The sequence below is a fragment of the Mesorhizobium kamtschaticum genome, assembly GCF_056174585.1.
Genome location: NZ_CM149691.1, coordinates 3,880,717 through 3,897,359 on the forward strand (window position 1 = coordinate 3,880,717; position 16,643 = coordinate 3,897,359).

Annotated in this window: 11 protein-coding genes and 4 pseudogenes; 12 read left to right on the top strand and 3 right to left on the bottom strand. The window is 63.3% G+C overall.

What is annotated here, in order from left to right; all coding sequences use genetic code 11:
* The first annotated feature begins 6 nt into the window (after positions 1-6).
* Both AC0V7N_RS19155 and AC0V7N_RS19160 read left to right on the top strand, forming a co-directional pair.
* Positions 7-1,165, top strand: a pseudogene (locus AC0V7N_RS19155) (ABC transporter permease).
* A gap of 47 nt (positions 1,166-1,212) precedes the next feature.
* On the top strand, positions 1,213-3,534 hold the full coding sequence (locus tag AC0V7N_RS19160; protein ID WP_475450033.1) for a dipeptide ABC transporter ATP-binding protein: 2,322 nt from the start codon (positions 1,213-1,215) through the stop codon (positions 3,532-3,534).
* A gap of 4 nt (positions 3,535-3,538) precedes the next feature.
* On the opposite strand, the gene AC0V7N_RS19165 is transcribed toward AC0V7N_RS19160, so the two are convergent.
* Positions 3,539-4,129, bottom strand: a complete 591-nt coding sequence (locus AC0V7N_RS19165) for a transglycosylase SLT domain-containing protein (protein ID WP_475450034.1) — start codon at positions 4,127-4,129, stop codon at positions 3,539-3,541.
* A gap of 217 nt (positions 4,130-4,346) precedes the next feature.
* On the opposite strand from AC0V7N_RS19165, the gene AC0V7N_RS19170 reads away from it, so the two are divergent.
* Positions 4,347-5,885 carry a trimethylamine methyltransferase family protein gene (locus AC0V7N_RS19170; protein WP_475450035.1) on the top strand — a complete coding sequence of 513 codons (1,539 nt, stop codon included), beginning with the start codon at positions 4,347-4,349 and terminating at the stop codon, positions 5,883-5,885.
* Positions 5,886-6,128: 243 nt separating this feature from the next.
* Positions 6,129-8,554: pseudogene (locus AC0V7N_RS19175) on the top strand (GcvT family protein).
* A 21-nt stretch (positions 8,555-8,575) separates the two neighbouring features.
* Here AC0V7N_RS19175 and AC0V7N_RS19180 read toward each other — a convergent pair.
* Positions 8,576-8,968 (bottom strand): DoxX family protein, encoded by a 393-nt coding sequence (locus AC0V7N_RS19180; RefSeq protein ID WP_475450036.1) that lies wholly within the window; start codon positions 8,966-8,968, stop codon positions 8,576-8,578.
* A gap of 218 nt (positions 8,969-9,186) precedes the next feature.
* On the opposite strand from AC0V7N_RS19180, the gene AC0V7N_RS19185 reads away from it, so the two are divergent.
* The gene (locus tag AC0V7N_RS19185) at positions 9,187-9,675 is read left to right on the top strand and encodes a hypothetical protein (RefSeq protein ID WP_475450037.1); all 489 of its coding nucleotides are present in this window, start codon (positions 9,187-9,189) and stop codon (positions 9,673-9,675) included.
* 81 nt (positions 9,676-9,756) lie between these two features.
* Here AC0V7N_RS19185 and AC0V7N_RS19190 read toward each other — a convergent pair whose 3' ends face one another.
* Positions 9,757-10,533, bottom strand: a complete 777-nt coding sequence (locus tag AC0V7N_RS19190) for a VOC family protein (protein ID WP_475450038.1) — start codon at positions 10,531-10,533, stop codon at positions 9,757-9,759.
* A 165-nt stretch (positions 10,534-10,698) separates the two neighbouring features.
* Here AC0V7N_RS19190 and AC0V7N_RS19195 point away from each other — a divergent pair, with 165 nt between their 5' ends.
* From AC0V7N_RS19195 to AC0V7N_RS19225, 7 genes and pseudogenes are all read left to right on the top strand, one after another.
* A complete protein-coding gene (locus AC0V7N_RS19195) occupies positions 10,699-11,433 on the top strand; it encodes a gamma-glutamylcyclotransferase (RefSeq protein WP_475450039.1) in 735 nt (244 codons plus the stop codon).
* 121 nt (positions 11,434-11,554) lie between these two features.
* Positions 11,555-12,895, top strand: a pseudogene (locus tag AC0V7N_RS19200) (NAD(P)-dependent oxidoreductase); the annotation flags it as partial.
* A gap of 240 nt (positions 12,896-13,135) precedes the next feature.
* Positions 13,136-13,759 (top strand): annotated as a pseudogene (locus tag AC0V7N_RS19205) (class I SAM-dependent methyltransferase); the annotation flags it as partial.
* Positions 13,760-13,771: 12 nt separating this feature from the next.
* Positions 13,772-15,085, top strand: coding sequence for an NAD-dependent dihydropyrimidine dehydrogenase subunit PreA (gene preA / locus AC0V7N_RS19210; RefSeq protein ID WP_475450042.1), 1,314 nt, complete (start codon positions 13,772-13,774; stop codon positions 15,083-15,085).
* A 110-nt stretch (positions 15,086-15,195) separates the two neighbouring features.
* A complete protein-coding gene (locus AC0V7N_RS19215) occupies positions 15,196-15,726 on the top strand; it encodes an RrF2 family transcriptional regulator (RefSeq protein ID WP_475450043.1) in 531 nt (176 codons plus the stop codon).
* 11 nt (positions 15,727-15,737) lie between these two features.
* Entirely contained in the window at positions 15,738-16,196 is a 459-nt protein-coding gene (locus AC0V7N_RS19220) for a carboxymuconolactone decarboxylase family protein (protein ID WP_475450044.1), read from the top strand.
* A gap of 68 nt (positions 16,197-16,264) precedes the next feature.
* Positions 16,265-16,642 (top strand): DoxX family protein, encoded by a 378-nt coding sequence (locus AC0V7N_RS19225; RefSeq protein ID WP_475450045.1) that lies wholly within the window; start codon positions 16,265-16,267, stop codon positions 16,640-16,642.
* Position 16,643 lies beyond the last annotated feature (1 nt).

Here is a 16,643-nt window from a genome sequence, read left to right on the forward strand (position 1 = left end):
AAGCGCATGCAGGTCCAATATATCAGTGCCTTCACCGTCGTTCTCGAAGTGCTGTCGCGCTTCTGGCCGGTCTGGATCGCTCTCATCATCGTCATGGGGGCGAGCTTCGCCTACAAGAAGAAGCTCGCGCTCTACGGACAGCTGTACGACAGCGGCGTCGGCATCGTCGGTGTCGGTATCTGCCTGTTCTGGCTGTTCACGGCGATCTTCGCGGCGACCATCTCGCCGTTCGATCCGCTGGCCCAGATCCCCGTGATGAAGGACGTGCTGCCGGGCGCGGTCGAGCCGCAGTCAGGTCTGGTCTATCTGTTCGGCGGCGACAAGCTTGCGCGCGACGTGTTTTCCCGCATGGTCTATGGCAGCCAGATCGTGCTGATCATCGCGCCGGCGGCGACCGGCTTTGCGCTGATGGTCGGCATCACGCTTGGCCTGCCGGCCGGTTATTATGGCGGCAAGATCGATACCGTGTTGTCGTTCCTGGCCAACCTGGTGCTGGCGTTCCCGGTGATCCTGCTGTTCTACCTGCTGGTGACGCCGGGCATCATGGACACGCCAATCCCCTATGCCATGGCCGGCGTGTTCTTCCTGTTTCCGATCATCTTCTTCAGCGTGCTGTTCTGGACGCGCTACAAGAACCGGCCCGACCGGCTGTACATCCTGCTCGGCATCACCCTGATCGTCGGCGGCTGGATTTATCTGGGCCTGGTGTTCGACAAGGACCCGCTGCATATCGTCCACATCGATCCCAACCAGCTCAACATCTTCGTGGCGGTGGTGTTTGCCTCCAGTCCCGGCGTGTTCCGCATCGTGCGCGGCCTGGTGATGGACATCAAGACGCGCGACTATGTGGCGGCGGCGCAGACGCGCGGTGAATCGCCCTGGTACATCATGCTGTGGGAAATCCTGCCCAATGCGCGCGGACCGCTGATCGTCGATGCGTGCCTGCGCATCGGCTACACTACGATCCTGCTCGGTACGCTGGGCTATTTCGGCCTCGGCCTGGCGCCTGAAAGTCCGGATTGGGGCACGGCGATCAAGGACGCCAGCCGCTTGCTGCGCTCCTTCATCCACCCGGCGCTGCCGCCGACGATCGCGCTGATGAGCTTCGTGCTGGGGCTGAAATCTGCTCGCCGATTCCCTGCGCGAGCAATCGATGAAGGACTGATTGACGGGCTCTGGCCCGCATCTGGTAAAATTGGATTGGAGCGACCCATGAACGAGGCAGTTCGAAATCCCGCAGAACCGATCATCGAGATCGAGAACCTGTCGATCTCCTTCTTCACCCGCAAGGGCGAGATACCGGCCGTCATGGATTTTTCCTGCACGGTCATGCCCGGCGAAGCGATGGGCATTGTCGGCGAATCCGGTTGCGGCAAGTCGACCGTGTCGCTCGGCATCATGCGCGACCTCTCCAACATCGGGAAGATCGTTGGCGGCAAGATCAAGTTCCAGGGCAAGGACATGGGCGAGCTCTCCGACGAGGAGCTGCGCGCCATCCGTGGCAACAAGATCGCCATGATCTACCAGGAGCCGATGGCCAGCCTCAATCCGGCGATGAAGGTCGGCCAGCAGCTGATGGAAGTGCCCCTGATCCACGACAAGGTGTCGAAGGAAGAGGCCTACAAACGCTCCCTCGACATGGTACGCGCGGTCAAGCTTCCGGATCCCGAGCGCATGATGCGCTCCTATCCGCACCAGCTCTCCGGTGGCCAGCAGCAGCGCATCGTCATTGCCATGGCGCTGCTGTCGAAGCCGGCGCTGCTTCTGCTCGACGAGCCGACGACGGCGCTCGACGTCACGGTGGAGGCGGGCATCGTCGAACTGGTCAAGGGGCTTGGTGAGAAGTTCGGCACCTCGATGATCTTCGTGTCGCACAATCTGGGCCTCATCCTGGAAACCTGCGACCGCATCACGGTGATGTATTCGGGCGAAGCGGTGGAGACCGGCAAGATCAAGGATGTGTTCGACCGGATGCGCCATCCCTACACACAAGGGCTGTTCCGTTCGATCCCGTTGCCGGGCGCCGACAAGAATTCGCGGCCGTTGATCTCCATCCCCGGGCAATTGCCGTTGCCGCATGAGCGGCCCAAGGGCTGCAATTTCGGCCCGCGCTGCCACCATTTCGTCGAGGGCGTCTGCAACGCCGCCGAGATCCCGATGATCGAGGTCGCGGGCCACGAGGGCCATTTCTCGCGCTGCGTGCGTTTCAACGAGATCGACTGGGAAGCGCTGCCGCCCGGCGCCAAGAAGGTCAATGAGCGCGTCGTGCCCGGCGCGCCGGTGCTCAAGATCGAGGATCTGAGGAAATACTATAAGGTCGGCGGCAGCGAGGTGTTCGGCTCGAGTGAAGGCCGCGTCGTCAAGGCCAACGAGACCATCTCGTTCATGGCGCGCGAATCCGAGACCGTCGCCATTGTCGGCGAATCCGGCTGCGGAAAATCGACGCTGGCCAAGGTGCTGCTCGGGTTGGAGACGGCAAGTGCCGGCACGGTGACCTTGGGCAACAAGGAAATCCAGTCGACCGGCATCGAGAAGCGCAGCGTCGAAACCGTGTCGTCGATCCAGATGGTGTTCCAGAACCCGTTCGATACGCTCAACCCCAGCCATTCGGTCGGCTCGCAGATCATCCGCACGCTGGAGAAATTCAACGTCGGCAAGACGGTCGCTGACCGCCGCAAGCGTATGCTGGAACTGCTCGACCTGGTGAAGCTGCCGCGCGCCTTCGAGACGCGCAAGCCGCGCCAGCTTTCCGGTGGCCAGAAGCAGCGCATCGGCGTGGCGCGCGCCTTTGCCGGCGACGCCAAGGTCGTGGTGGCCGACGAGCCGGTCTCCGCACTCGACGTGTCGGTGCAGGCGGCGGTGACCGAGCTGTTGATGGACATTCAGCGCAAGAACAAGACGACGATGCTGTTCATCAGCCACGATCTGTCCGTCGTGCGCTACATCGCCGACCGCGTCGTCGTCATGTATCTCGGCTACATCGTCGAGCAAGGCACGACCGACCAGATCTTTGCGCCGCCCTACCATCCCTATACCGAGGCGCTTTTGTCGGCGATCCCGATCGCCGACACCAGCGTGGTCAAACGGCATATCGTGCTGGAAGGCGACATCCCCTCGGCGATGAACCCGCCGTCCGGCTGCCCGTTCCAGACACGCTGCGGCTACAAGAAGCTGGTGCCGGACAATCTGTGCGAGACCAAGGTGCCGCCGGTCAAGCATCTCGGCGACGGCCATATGAGCCTGTGCTGGCTGTCCGACGACGTGCTGGCGACGATGGAGCCGGTGATCAAGTTCGACAAGGAGCACGCTGCCCATGAGGGCGTGCCGGAAGATGCGCCGCATGGCAGCGGCCCGGGTTCGACAGGAACAGCGCCCAACCGTCCGCGTGGCAAAGCGTCGACCGCGGGAGCGGACGAGATCGGCGAGGCCGTGGAGCAGGGTGAGGCTGGGATGCGAGCCCGTCGCAACGAAGTGCGCGACGAGGTTTCGGAAACCGGTGTCTCAAAGCCGAAAGACACGACGCGGCGGCATTAGGCCGTCAACTGCCGCATTGCCGTAGCTGCGCTTCATAGTCTCGGGCCATCTTGTCGGTGGCCCGCGCATAGCCCTGGACGCCGGCGTCGCCGCGGTTGCCGCGGCCATAGGCGGTCCAGCCAAGATAGTAGGCGAGATAGAGATTGTAGGTGTCGTTGCGGGCGACACCGTAGGTGTCGGCGGTCTTGGAATGATACCAGCCGACGAAATCGACGGCGTCGGCGAACTTCGTGCGTCGTGCCGCCCAGTTGCCGGTTTCGCGCTGATATTGCGACCAGGTGCCGTCCAGCGCCTGCGAGAAGCCGGTGGCCGAGGAGACGTGCTTCCACGGAATGAAGCCGAGCAGCTTGGTGCGCGGCGGCCGGGCGTTGCTCTTGAAGCCGGATTCCTTGCGCACGGTCGCCATCAGTACGGGCACGGGGACGCCGTATTTCTGCGAGGCGCGTTCGGCGGCCGACTGCCAATTGTCGAACCAGCCGTCATTCTGGTCGAAGACGGCACAGACATTGTTGATGTGGCTGGGCGCTGTCGCGCAGGCCGACAGTGCCAGCAGAACGCCAATCGCTACAATTTTACTAAAACTCGACCTACGCATGGGACGAGCAATAGGCCGAAATCATAAAGGGAATCTTGCTGTCGCTGTTAACGCTTCGCCGGCGCGAAGGCTTAAGAAAGTGACGTATTAATAATCCGACACATCTTGTCGTTTTTTATAAAACGATATTCCTAAAATGCCGCCGTGGCTAAAATCACGCCTGCAAACGGCGTATTTCTGACAGCTCGCTTTGTTTGCCAAGGCTTTGATGCCTGGCATGAACGAACCAAGACGCAAGCGCGGCGCCGAGCGCACCAGCAATCGGGGGCCCGCGCCGATCCCGCAGCTGCCCCCCAGGCGGGTGACCAATCCCTATCCGCCGATGGCGTTGCTGGCGCCCGACCAGATCGAGGCGATCCACCAGGCATCGATGCATATATTGGAAAATTTCGGCATCGAGGTGATGAGCCCGCGCGCACTGTCGCTGTTCGAGAAGGCGGGTGCCAGGGTCGATCACGCCTCGGCGAATGTCCGCATCGATCGCGGCATGGTCGACGAGGCGCTGAAGACTACGCAGTCCAACTACACATTGACACCACGCAACCCGGCCAACACGATCCATCTCGGCGGCAGCACCATCAATTTCACACTCGTTGCCGGGCCACCCAATGTGCACGACATGGAGCGTGGCCGCCGCGCCGGCAATCTGCGGGATTACGCGGACCTGACCCGATTGGCACAGCATTTCAACTGCGTCCACATGCTCGGCAACCAGGTCTGCGCGCCGGTCGAGCTGCCGGCCAATTCGCGCCATCTCGACACCTACTTCACCAATCTGACGCTGACCGACAAGAGTTTCCATGTTTCGGCGATCGGCCGGGGCAGGGCGCTGGACGGCATCGAGATGATGGCGATCGCGCGCGGATTGACGCTGGACCAACTGCGCGACGACCCCGGTATCGCCACCATCATCTCGGTCAACTCGCCGCGCCGCTTCGACGAGATGATGGCCGAAGGACTGATGACGATGGCCGAGTTCGGCCAGTCGGTGGCGGTGACGCCGTTTACACTGATGGGGGCGATGAGCCCGGTGACGCTGGCGGGTGCTTTGGCGCAGCAGAATGCCGAGGCGCTGTTCGGTGTCGTGCTGACGCAGCTCGTGCGTCCCGGCGCGCCGGTGATGTATGGCGCCTTCACCTCCAATGTCGACATGAAGTCCGGTGCGCCGGCCTTCGGCACGCCGGAGAATACCAAGGCCAACATCGCGTCGGGGCAGTTGGCGCGGCGCTATGGGCTGCCCTACCGCACGACACCGGGCTCAGCCTCCAATGCGGCGGACGCGCAAGGCGCTTACGAAACGCTGATGGCGCTGTGGGGCGCGGTGCTCGGCCATGGCAACCTCGTCTACCATGCCGCCGGCTGGCAGGAGGGCGGGCTGACGGCGTCGTTCGAAAAATTCATCATCGATGTCGAGATGATCCAGCACATGATGGAGTTTTTGCGCCCGATCGTGGTCGATGAGGCCGAGCTTGCCGTCGAGGCCCTGGGCGCGGTGCCGACGGGCGGCCATTTCTTCGGCGAGCCGCACACGCTGGAGCGCTACGCCACCGCCTTCTACCAGCCGATCCTGTCCAACTGGCAGAACTTTGAAGCCTGGCAGGAGGCCGGCGGCCTCGACGCCACCGCGCGCGCGACGCGGCTGTGGAAGAAGGCGCTGGAAGACTATGTCGAGCCGGTGATGGATGTCGCCGTGCGCGAGGCGCTGGAGGCCTATGTCGCCAGGCGCAAGGAAGCGATCGGGCAGGGCGAACCGTGATGGTCACCGGTTTGCGCGCGTGCACCCCTCTCTGTCCTGCCGGACATCTCCCCCTCAAGGGGGGAGATCGGCTGTCATGTTCTCTTTCGCCAATCATAGACGTTAAAAAGAAGAGCGCGGCGCAGCCGCTGCTGATCTCCCCCCTTGAGGGGGAGATGGCCGGCAGGCCAGAGGGGGGCCGCCTGGCTCCTCCCTTTCCGATTCACTTCACCCATCCAACTCATTGATATCAGAGAAAAACCTATGAAATCGCATGCAAAGGTCGTGGTCATTGGCGGTGGCGTCGTTGGCTGTTCCGTGCTGTTCCATCTCGCCCGCCATGGCTGGACCGACGTGGTGCTGCTGGAGCGCGACGAGCTGACCTCAGGCTCGACCTGGCACGCGGCGGGCGGCATGCACACGATCAATGGCGACCCCAACGTCGCCAAGCTGCAGAAATACACCATCAACCTCTACAAGGAGATCGAGGAGCTTTCCGGCCAGGCGACCGGCGTGCACCTGACCGGCGGCGTGCTCTTGGCGGCGACCGAGGCGCGGCTGGATTGGCTGCGCGGCGTCGTCGCCAAGGGCCGCTATCTCGGCATTGAGCTGGAAGAAATCTCGCCGAAAGAGGCGGCCGAACTGATGCCGCTGCTCGACCCCAAGCAGTTCGTCGGCGCCGTCAGAAACAAGGAGGACGGCCACCTTGATCCCTCCGGCGTCACCCATGCCTATGCCAAGGCCGCGCGGAAACTTGGAGCGGAAATAGAACGCTTCACCAAGGTCAAGGACATCGTACGGCGGCCCGACGGGATGTGGCGCGTCATCACCAACAAGGGCGAGATGGTGGCTGAGCATGTCGTCAATGCCGGCGGCCTGTGGGCGCGCGAGGTCGGTCGCATGGTCGGGCTCGAACTGCCGGTGCTGGCCATGGAGCACATGTACCTGATCACCGAGGACATGCCGGAAGTCGCCGCCTGGAACGCCAAGACCGGAGAAGAGATCATGCATGCCGTCGATTTCGACGGTGAACTCTATCTGCGCCAGGAGCGTGGCGGCATGCTGATGGGCACCTATGAGAAAGCCAACAAGCCTTGGTCCGAATACCAGACGCCGTGGAATTTTGGTCATGAATTGCTGGCGCCCGACATCGACCGCATCGCGCCGTCGCTGGAGGTCGGGTTCCGGCATTTCCCGGCCTTCCAGAACACCGGCATCAAGCAGATCATCAACGGGCCCTTCACCTTTGCGCCGGACGGCAATCCGCTGGTTGGGCCGGTGCGCGGCCTGCCGGGTTTTCGGGTCGCCTGTGGCGTCATGGCCGGTTTTTCGCAGGGCGGCGGCGTCGGTCTGGCGCTGTCCAACTGGATGATCGAGGGCGATCCCGGCGCCGACATCTGGGCCATGGATGTGGCGCGCTATGGCGACTGGGCGACGATGGCCTACACCAATGCCAAGGTGCGCGAGAACTATTCCAGGCGCTTCTCGATCCGCTTTCCCAATGAGGAACTGCCTGCAGGGCGGCCGCTGAAGACGACGCCGGTCTATGATTTGTTGTCGGCCAAGGGCGCGCAGTTTGGCGTCGCCTATGGGCTGGAAGTGCCGCTCTGGTATGCCCGGAAGGCATCAAGGACGAGTTCTCCTGGCGGCGTTCCAGCGATTTTTCCCATGTCGCTGGGGAGGTCGCGGCGGTCCGAGGCAGCGTTGGTCTGTCGGAGATTTCGAGCTTCGCCAAATACAAGGTGACGGGCGAGGGGGCTGCTGCGTGGCTCGATAAGATGCTCGCCTGCAAGCTGCCGAAACCTGGCCGCATGACGCTGGCGCCGATGCTGAAGCAAGACGGCAGACTGATCGGCGATTTTACGCTGGCCAATCTCGGTCCTGACGGCTGGTTCCTCGCCGGCTCCGGTATTGCCGAGCAATATCACATGCGCTGGTTCGAGGCGCATCTGCCAGGCGACGGCTCGGTTCACATCGAGGCGCTGGGCGCGAAACTCACCGGCCTTGCGATTGCCGGGCCGAAGGCGCGGGAGGTGCTGGCTAAGGTCAGCCGCGCGGATGTCTCCAACGCGGCGTTTCCGTTCATGGCGGTGGCGAAGATGGATGTCGGCATGGCGCCGTGCCTGGTCGGCCGCGTCAGCTACACCGGCGATCTCGGCTACGAGATCTGGGTGGCGCCGGAATATCAGCGTGCCGCCTATCAGGCGCTAATGGCGGCGGGCGAAGACTTCGGCATCGGCCTGTTCGGCTCGCGCGCGCTCAATGCGCTCAGGCTGGAGAAGAATTATGGCTCATGGGGGCGTGAATACCGGCCGATCTACGGGCCGCTGGAAGCCGGGCTCGACCGCTTCGTCGCCTATAGCAAGGAGGCGGATTTCATCGGCAAGGCGGCGGCATTGGCCGAGCGCAAGCAGGGTGGCAAATTGCGGCTGCGCGCCTTCATCGTCGATGCCGACGACGCCGATGTCATCGGCGACGAACCGATCTGGTTCGGCGGCGCGGTGCGCGGCTGGGTGACGTCTGGTGGCTACGCGCATCACTCGAAAAAGTCGGTCGCCGTCGGTTATGTGCCGAAGGAGATCGCCGACGAGAGTGACGGCTTCGAAATCGAGCTGCTGGGCAAGCGCCACGCGGCGCGCATGCAGGCGGCGCCGCTGTTCGATGCGAATTTCGAACGGATGCGGGGATGAGGACTCACCCCGCTTGGGACGTCAGGCCTTGCCGCGGTTGTCCAGGGCGAAGGCGCCGGCGCCGGCGAAGACCAGATAGAGGAAGATGAAGCAGAAGGAGATCGCCGCGTCGCCGCCATTGTTGGCCGGGAAGAAGTTGCGCGGGTAGTGCGCCATGAAATAGGCGATCGCCATTTCGCCGGCCAAGAGGAACGCGACGGGCCGCGTGAACAGGCCAAGCGCCAGCAGGATGCCGCCGGCGAATTCGAGAATGCCGGCGGCCGTCGTCAGCCCGGTGAGGGCGTGAGGCTCGGCGCTGACGGGGAAATTGAACAGTTTCTGGCTGCCATGCTCGATGAACTGCAGCGCGGTCATGATGCGAAGCAAGCCGAGCGCCTGCGGCTGGTATTTGGAGAGGCCTTCAAAAAGCTTCATCTGAAACTCCATTTTCACCCTCCCGGCCCGGCCATAGATTATCGCCCGGCGCTGGACCATTCACTTCCCATGGCATGCCATCAACAATCGGTGATTGGAAATGTTCCCTGGTATGCCCTTTGATATTGTTCTCGCCTGGGTTGCATTTGTATCGCTATGGTTGTATTAATATGGACACTCTGAACATGCGGGTTCCCTGCCATGAAAGTTCCCTTGCCATGAAAAAAATCATCATCAGCCTGTTCGCACTCCTTGCAGGCACCAGCCTGGCCATGGCCGAGGACGCCGGCTGCGAGGCCTTCAAATGGCCGGTAACGCGGGAGCAGGCGCTGTTTGCCGCGGCGCCCGCAACGCCGCCCGGAGCGGCGCTGGCGGTGGGTGCCGCCGCGGATATGGCGCTGGTCCCGGCGGAGAAAGCCGGTTTTACGCTGCCGCCCGAACACGCCCCGGGAGAGGGGACATTTGGCGCTGTCGCCAGCGTGGTGGTGCCGCCCGAGGGGGCCATTCAGATCAGCCTGTCCGGCGAGGCCTGGATCGATGTCATTCAGGACGGCAAGGCAATCAAGTCGGCGGGCTATAGCGGCGTGAAAACCTGCCCAGGTATCCGCAAAAGCGTGCGTTTCAAGCTCGCGGCCGGCCTGGCCACCGTCCAGTTCAGCGGCGCGAAAAAGGCTGAGCTGAAGGTCGCGGTGCTGACGCCGGAATAAGTTGGCCACGCAGAGGCATGCGGCCTTTCACCGGTGGTGCGATGAAAGGCCGTCGCTTCGTGCCAGCGGCGCTTATTGCCGTCAGCGCACCGGCGCCATCAAGGCGAAATGCGCGCCTTGCGGGTCCTGGCACTGCACGATCCAGCTGCCGCTGGGGACCTCCATCGGCCCCATCAGGATCTTGCCGCCATTGTCGGTGACACGTTTTGCGGCCGTGTCGATGCCGGTGACATTGAAATAGAACTGCCAGACCGGGACGGGGATCTGCGCAGGCTTGTTCATGATGCCGCCGCCGGATTCAGGGCCGGCCGTAAAGGTCTGGTAGATACCCATCGGGCCCATGTCGAAGTCGCCGGCATTGGCCCAGCCGAACTGGTCGGAATAGAAATCGAACGCGGCCTTCCAGTCGCTGGTGTAAAGCTCATGCCAGCCGATGTGGCCAGGCGTGCTGGCAGGCACGACAGGCTGGTCGGGGCCGTTCGGCTGCAGGAACATGAAGGTCGCGCCTTGCGGGTCGGCAACGACGGCAAAGCGGCCGACGCCTGGAATATCGCCGGGTTCGCAGTGAACGCCGCCGCCGGCTGCTTTCAGCGATTTCGTTGCGTCGTCGGCATCTTTGGTATGGATGTAGCCGAGCCAGGCGGGCGGCGCGCCCATCTTTTTGACATCCTCGGGCATCGTCATCAGGCCGCCGACGCCGCGCTCACCGACATTCATGACGATATAGCGCGGCATGCCGGGCGCCTTGTCGAAAGGCTGCGCCGTCCAGCCGACAATCTTGGTGTAGAAGGCCTCGGCGGCGTCGAGGTCTGTTGTCATCAGCTCGTACCAGAAGAAGGGCATCGGGGATTTCGGCATGGTCGGTCTCCTCACCGTTCAGCATTGATCGTTATCCGATCCACCCCAGGACGATCCGGGCGACGGAAATCCGACAACCGCCCAACAATAATGTCTGCCCATGACATGTGTTCCCCGGTTGCGTGTCCCGCGGTTTTCGATTTCTGTATGGCAAGGGGGTTGTTCATGCGCCTTATGTCGCTCACGCCTGAGCTTGTTGCACTCTGCCATCGGCAAGAGGCCGATCCCGGCCCGGACCCGAACTGGACCGAACTGACCGACGAGGATTTCCGGACCCTCGCCATGCGGCTTGCCGCTGAAGCGGATGAGGGGCCGCTCTGGGTGTTCGCCTACGGGTCGCTGATCTGGAAGCCGGAATTCGAATCGGTCGAGCAACGGCTCGCCACGGCCTTCGGCTGGCACCGCTCCTTCTGCCTCGACATGGTGCGTTGGCGTGGCAGTGCCGAGCAGCCGGGGCTGATGATGGCGCTCGAACGGGGCGGACGCTGCAACGGGGTGATCTACCGCTTGCCGGAGGGTGAAAAGCCGGCGCAGATCGAAAGGCTGCTGCGGCGCGAGATCAGCGACCATGAGAGCATCAGCTCGGTTCGGTGGCTGCCGGTGCATACGGCGCAAGGCGGGCTGCGGGCGCTGGGCTTCTGGGTTGGCGTGAAGGGCAGGGGGACGTCACCGAACCAGCCGCTGGACAAGGTGGCGCGCGTGTTGGCCAGGGCCTGCGGGCATATCGGCTCCGGTGCGGAATATCTCTACAACACGGTCAGTCACCTCGAAGCATTCGGCATCCACGACCGCAATCTGTGGCGGTTGCAGCAACTGGTGGCGGACGAGGTCCGGGCTATCCATGGCCGGCCGGTCGACGAGGGCTACCCGCCCCGGCCAGAGCAGCCGTCCATGGTATAACATGAGTAAAAAAATCATGTTTTTATTCAGTCCTTTCAGCGACTTGCGCCGAAAATTGACCAATTGATAAAAAAACAAAACGTGCTAGCCTTCCCCAAAACGAAAACATGGGGAACTGACAATGCCAGAAGGCCAGTTCAAGGAAGGTATCGTCGGCGGCCGGCTCCAGGCCGACCAGTACGCCGACAATTTTTCCGACCTGCATCCGCCGCTCGATCATCACGAGGCGCTGGTCGAATCCGACCGCTGCTATTTCTGCTACGACGCACCGTGCATGAATGCATGCCCGACCTCGATCGACATTCCACTGTTCATCCGCCAGATCTCGACCGGCAATCCGATCGGCTCGGCCAAGACCATCTTCGACCAGAACATTCTCGGCGGCATGTGCGCCCGCGTCTGCCCGACCGAAACGCTGTGCGAAGAGGTCTGCGTGCGCGAGATCGCAGAGGGCAAGCCGGTGCAGATCGGCCGCCTGCAGCGCTACGCCACCGATGTCGCGATGGCCGAGAACAAGCAGTTTTATCCGCGCCCGGAACCGACCGGCAAGACGGTTGCCGTGGTCGGCGCCGGCCCGGCCGGCCTTGCCGCCGCGCACCGGCTGGCCCGTCATGGCCATGATGTGACCATCCTGGAGGCGCGGCCGAAGGCCGGCGGCCTCAACGAATACGGCATCGCCGCCTACAAGAGCGTCGACAATTTCGCCCAGGCCGAGGTTGACTATGTCACCGCGATCGGCGGCATCGATATCCAGAACGGCAAGGCGCTCGGCCGCGACTACCAGCTCTCCGACCTGATCCGCAATTACGATGCGGTGTTCCTCGGCATGGGGCTTGGCGGCGTCAACGCGCTGCGCGCCGATGGCGAGGACGCGGCCGGTGTCACCAACGCGGTGGAGTTCATCGCCGAGCTGCGCCAGGCCAGCGATCTCTCCGGCCTGCCGGTTGGCCGGCGCGTCGTCGTCATCGGCGGCGGCATGACGGCGATCGACGCCGCCGTGCAGTCGAAGCTGCTCGGCGCCGAGGAGGTGACGATCTGCTACCGGCGCGGCCAGGAACACATGAACGCCTCGGGCTTCGAACAGGATCTGGCCGCCGCCAACGGCGTCACCATCCGCCACTGGCTGCAGCCGAAGCGCGTTATCGCCGAGGGTGGCAAGGTATCGGGCATCGAACTCGAATACACCGCGCTCAACGGCGACAAGCTCGCCGGCACCGGCGAGACGCTGACGCTGGTTGCCGATCAGGTGTTCAAGGCGATCGGCCAGAGTTTTGTCCCGGCCGCCCTCAACGGCAGCGGTGCCTCGATCGAGCTCGAAGCAGGCCGTATCAAGGTCGACGCGGAAGGGCGCACCTCGCTGGCAAAGGTCTGGGCCGGCGGCGACTGCATCTTCGGCGGCGACGACCTGACCGTCTCGGCCGTGGCGCAGGGCCGCGACGCGGCCGAGAGCATCAACAGGAGTTCTGACACAGGGATAGAGATCATGGCCTCGGTGGAATCGGGCATCGCCCGTCACTACGACGTATCGGGTCTTGAGCAGCATATTCTTGCCGTGCTCGCCGATACCGGCGTGGACATTGCCCATTTGCGCGCCGGCGATCTCGAAGCGGTCGACGAATTCCACATTGGCGGTATCGCCGCCACCAGGGAACTCATCGGTCAGATGGGGTTGAAGCCGGGGGCCAGGCTGCTCGACATCGGTTCCGGCGTCGGTGGTCCAGCCCGCTTTGCCGCCAACAATACCGGCGCCGATGTCACCGGCATCGATCTGACGCAAAGCTATGTCGACATCGCGACCAGCCTGTCGAAGCGGGTGGGAATGGCCGACAAGGTTCGGTTCGTGCAAGGCAGCGCGCTGGATATGCCGTTTGGCGATAATAGCTTTGATGCCGCCATGATCCTGCATGTCGGCATGAACCTTCCCGACAAGAAAAAACTGATGAGCGAGGCCGCACGCGTGCTCAAGTCGGGCGGCGTCTTCGCCGTCTATGATGTGATGCGGCTGAAGGACGGCGCGCTGACCTTTCCGGTGCCATGGGCATCCGACGAGACAATGTCCTTCGTCGCCACGCCCGATGACTATCGCTCAGCGGCTACGGCTTCCGGTTTCTCCGTGATCGCGGAGCGCCCGCGCGGCGCCTTCGCCATCGAATTTTTCGCCGCGTTGCGTGCGCGGATGGCCGCCGCGCAGGCGGAGGGAAAAAAGCCGGCGCCCGGCGTTGGTCTCATCATGGGTGAGAACGCCCGCACCAAGATCGCCAATCTCACCGCCGCGCTTGAAGGCGGCATTCTCGCACCCGTCGAACTGCTTCTTCGTCTCGGCTGAAAGGGACCTGTCATGGCAGACATCCGCAACAATTTCGTCGGCATCAAATCGCCCAATCCGTTCTGGCTGGCCTCGGCGCCGCCGACCGACAAGGCCTACAACGTCATCCGCGCCTTCAAGGCAGGGTGGGGCGGCGTGGTGTGGAAGACGCTGGGCGAGGAAGGGCCGCCGGTGGTCAACGTCAACGGCCCGCGCTATGGCGCGATCTGGGGCGCCGACCGCCGCCTGCTCGGCCTCAACAACATCGAGCTGATCACCGACCGCGACCTGCAGGTCAATCTGCGCGAGATCAAGCAGGTCAAGAAGGACTGGCCCGACCGCGCCATCGTCGTCTCGCTGATGGTGCCCTGCGTCGAGGAGAGCTGGAAAGCGATCCTGCCGGTGGTCGAGGAGACGGAAGCCGACGGCATCGAGCTTAATTTTGGCTGCCCGCACGGCATGTCGGAGCGCGGCATGGGTGCCGCCGTCGGCCAGGTGCCGGAATATATCGAGATGGTGGTGCGCTGGTGCAAGGCCAACACCCGCATGCCCGTCATCACCAAGCTGACGCCCAACATCACCGATGTGCGCAAGCCGGCACGGGCTGCACTTGCCGGCGGCACCGACGCGGTGTCGCTGATCAACACCATCAATTCGATCACCTCCGTCGACCTCGACAGTTTCGCGCCGCAGCCGACCATCGACGGCAAGGGTTCGCATGGCGGCTATTGCGGCCCGGCGGTGAAGCCGATCGCCATGAACATGGTGGCCGAGATCGCGCGTGATCCGGAAACGCAGGGCCTGCCGATCTCCGGCATCGGCGGCATCACCACATGGCGTGACGCCGCCGAATTCATGGCGCTTGGCGCCGGCAACGTGCAGGTCTGCACGGCGGCGATGACCTATGGCTTCAAGATCGTGCAGGAGATGATCGCCGGTCTTGAAAACTGGATGGACGAGAAGGGCCACCGCTCGCTCGACGACATCGTCGGCCGCGCCACGCCCAACATCACCGACTGGCAGTATCTCAACCTCAACTACATCGCCAAGGCGCGTATCGACCAGGACGCCTGCATCAAATGCGGCCGCTGCCACATCGCTTGCGAGGACACTTCCCACCAGGCGATCACCAGCATGGTCGACGGCGTCAGGCATTTCGAGGTGATCGAGGCCGAATGCGTCGGCTGCAATCTCTGCGTCAATGTCTGCCCGGTCGAGAACTGCATCACCATGGAGCCGCTGGCGGTCGGCGTGATGGACCAGCGCACCGGCAAGCCGGTGTCGCCGATCTACGCCAACTGGACCACGCACCCGAACAACCCGATGGCCAAGGTGGCGGCGGAGTAGGGGCGGACATTCAACAGAAAGAGCGGCGCCTTCGGGCGCCGTTTTCATTTTCCCATTGCAGATAAAAATTATCCACGATAAAATATATCCATGAATAGGAGATCGTCATCATGAAGCTGGGCGAGGGCGTTGAAGCGGCCATCCATTGCGCGGCCACGCTGGCGAGCGTCGAGGGCAACAGCACCATGCCGGGTGCGGCGCTCGCCGAGGCGTTCGGCCTGTCGCCGAGCTATCTGCTTAAACATCTCAACATGCTGAGCGCCGCGCGCATCCTGGAATCGGTATCGGGTCCGGCGGGCGGCTATAGACTGGCGCGGCCGGCCGAACGCATCACGCTGCTCGACATCGTGCTGGCCGTCGAAGGGCGCGAACCGGCGTTTCGCTGCGGCGAAATCCGCCGCAACGGTCCGGTCAAGATCGATGCGTCGGCCTATGTCAAACCCTGCGGCATCAATGCCGCGATGCTCAGGGCTGAGCGCGCCTATCGCGCAGCGCTCGCCGAAACAAAGCTGTCCGACATCGTGGCGGATTATGCGGCGGAGGGCGATCCGAGATCGTTTGCCGCGAGTTGTGCCTTCGTGGCGCGCCAACAGCGGCCGCAGAAACCCAGTTCAACCCCTCAACCCCCAAAGCAGATGTGAAAGGAAAGACGATGAAACAGAGGATGCAATTCTTCGCCAAGGCGCCCGAGATCATGAAGGCGGTGTCGACGCTCAACAAGGCGGTCGACGAATGCGGGCTCGAGGTCAGCCTGCTGCACCTGATCAAGCTCCGGGCATCGCAGATCAATGGCTGTTCCTATTGCGTCGAGATGCACAGCCGCGAGGCGCGGCGCGACGGCGAGACCGAGCAGCGGCTCTATCTCGTCGCGGCCTGGAAGGAATCGCCGCTGTTTTCCCCGCGCGAGCGCGCTGCCTTTGCCTGGACCGAGGCGGTGACCCTGATTGCCAACAATGGCGTATCGGACGAGCTCTATGCCCGCACGCTCGAGCATTTCTCGGAAGAGGAACTGGTCAAGCTGTCCGTCGCGCTCGGGATGATCAACACCTGGAACCGGCTCTGCATTCCGTTCCAGGCCATCCACCCGGTCGAGAAGGCCAAGGCGGCCTGATCGTCCTGATGTGTTTGGGAGCGCCGCCGGGGAGGCGGCGCTCCAACTGTTTTCAAAGGGAGTGTTTGATGTCTGCCGATTTGCCTTCGACTTTGTTGTTTCTCGGCCGCCTGTTGCTCGGCGGCGCTTTCGTCTTCGCCGGCCTGCGCAACATCCAGAACGCGGCTTTCCTGACCGGGCTGATGGCCGCGCGCGGCGTGCCACAGGCGCGGCTGGCGCTGTGGGCCGGCATCGTCCTGCAGGTCATCGCCGGCGTGCTGGTGATGGCAGGCTTGTGGACCGCGATCGCCTGCGCGGTGCTGGTGCTGTTCCTGATCGCCGCGACGCCGATGTTCCACAATTTCTGGGACCATCAGGGCCCGGACCGCGCGGCGCGCATCAACGGCTTCGTCGGAAACGTCGCGCTGAGCGGTGGGTTCCTGGCGCTCATCGCGCAGTCGCTCTGAA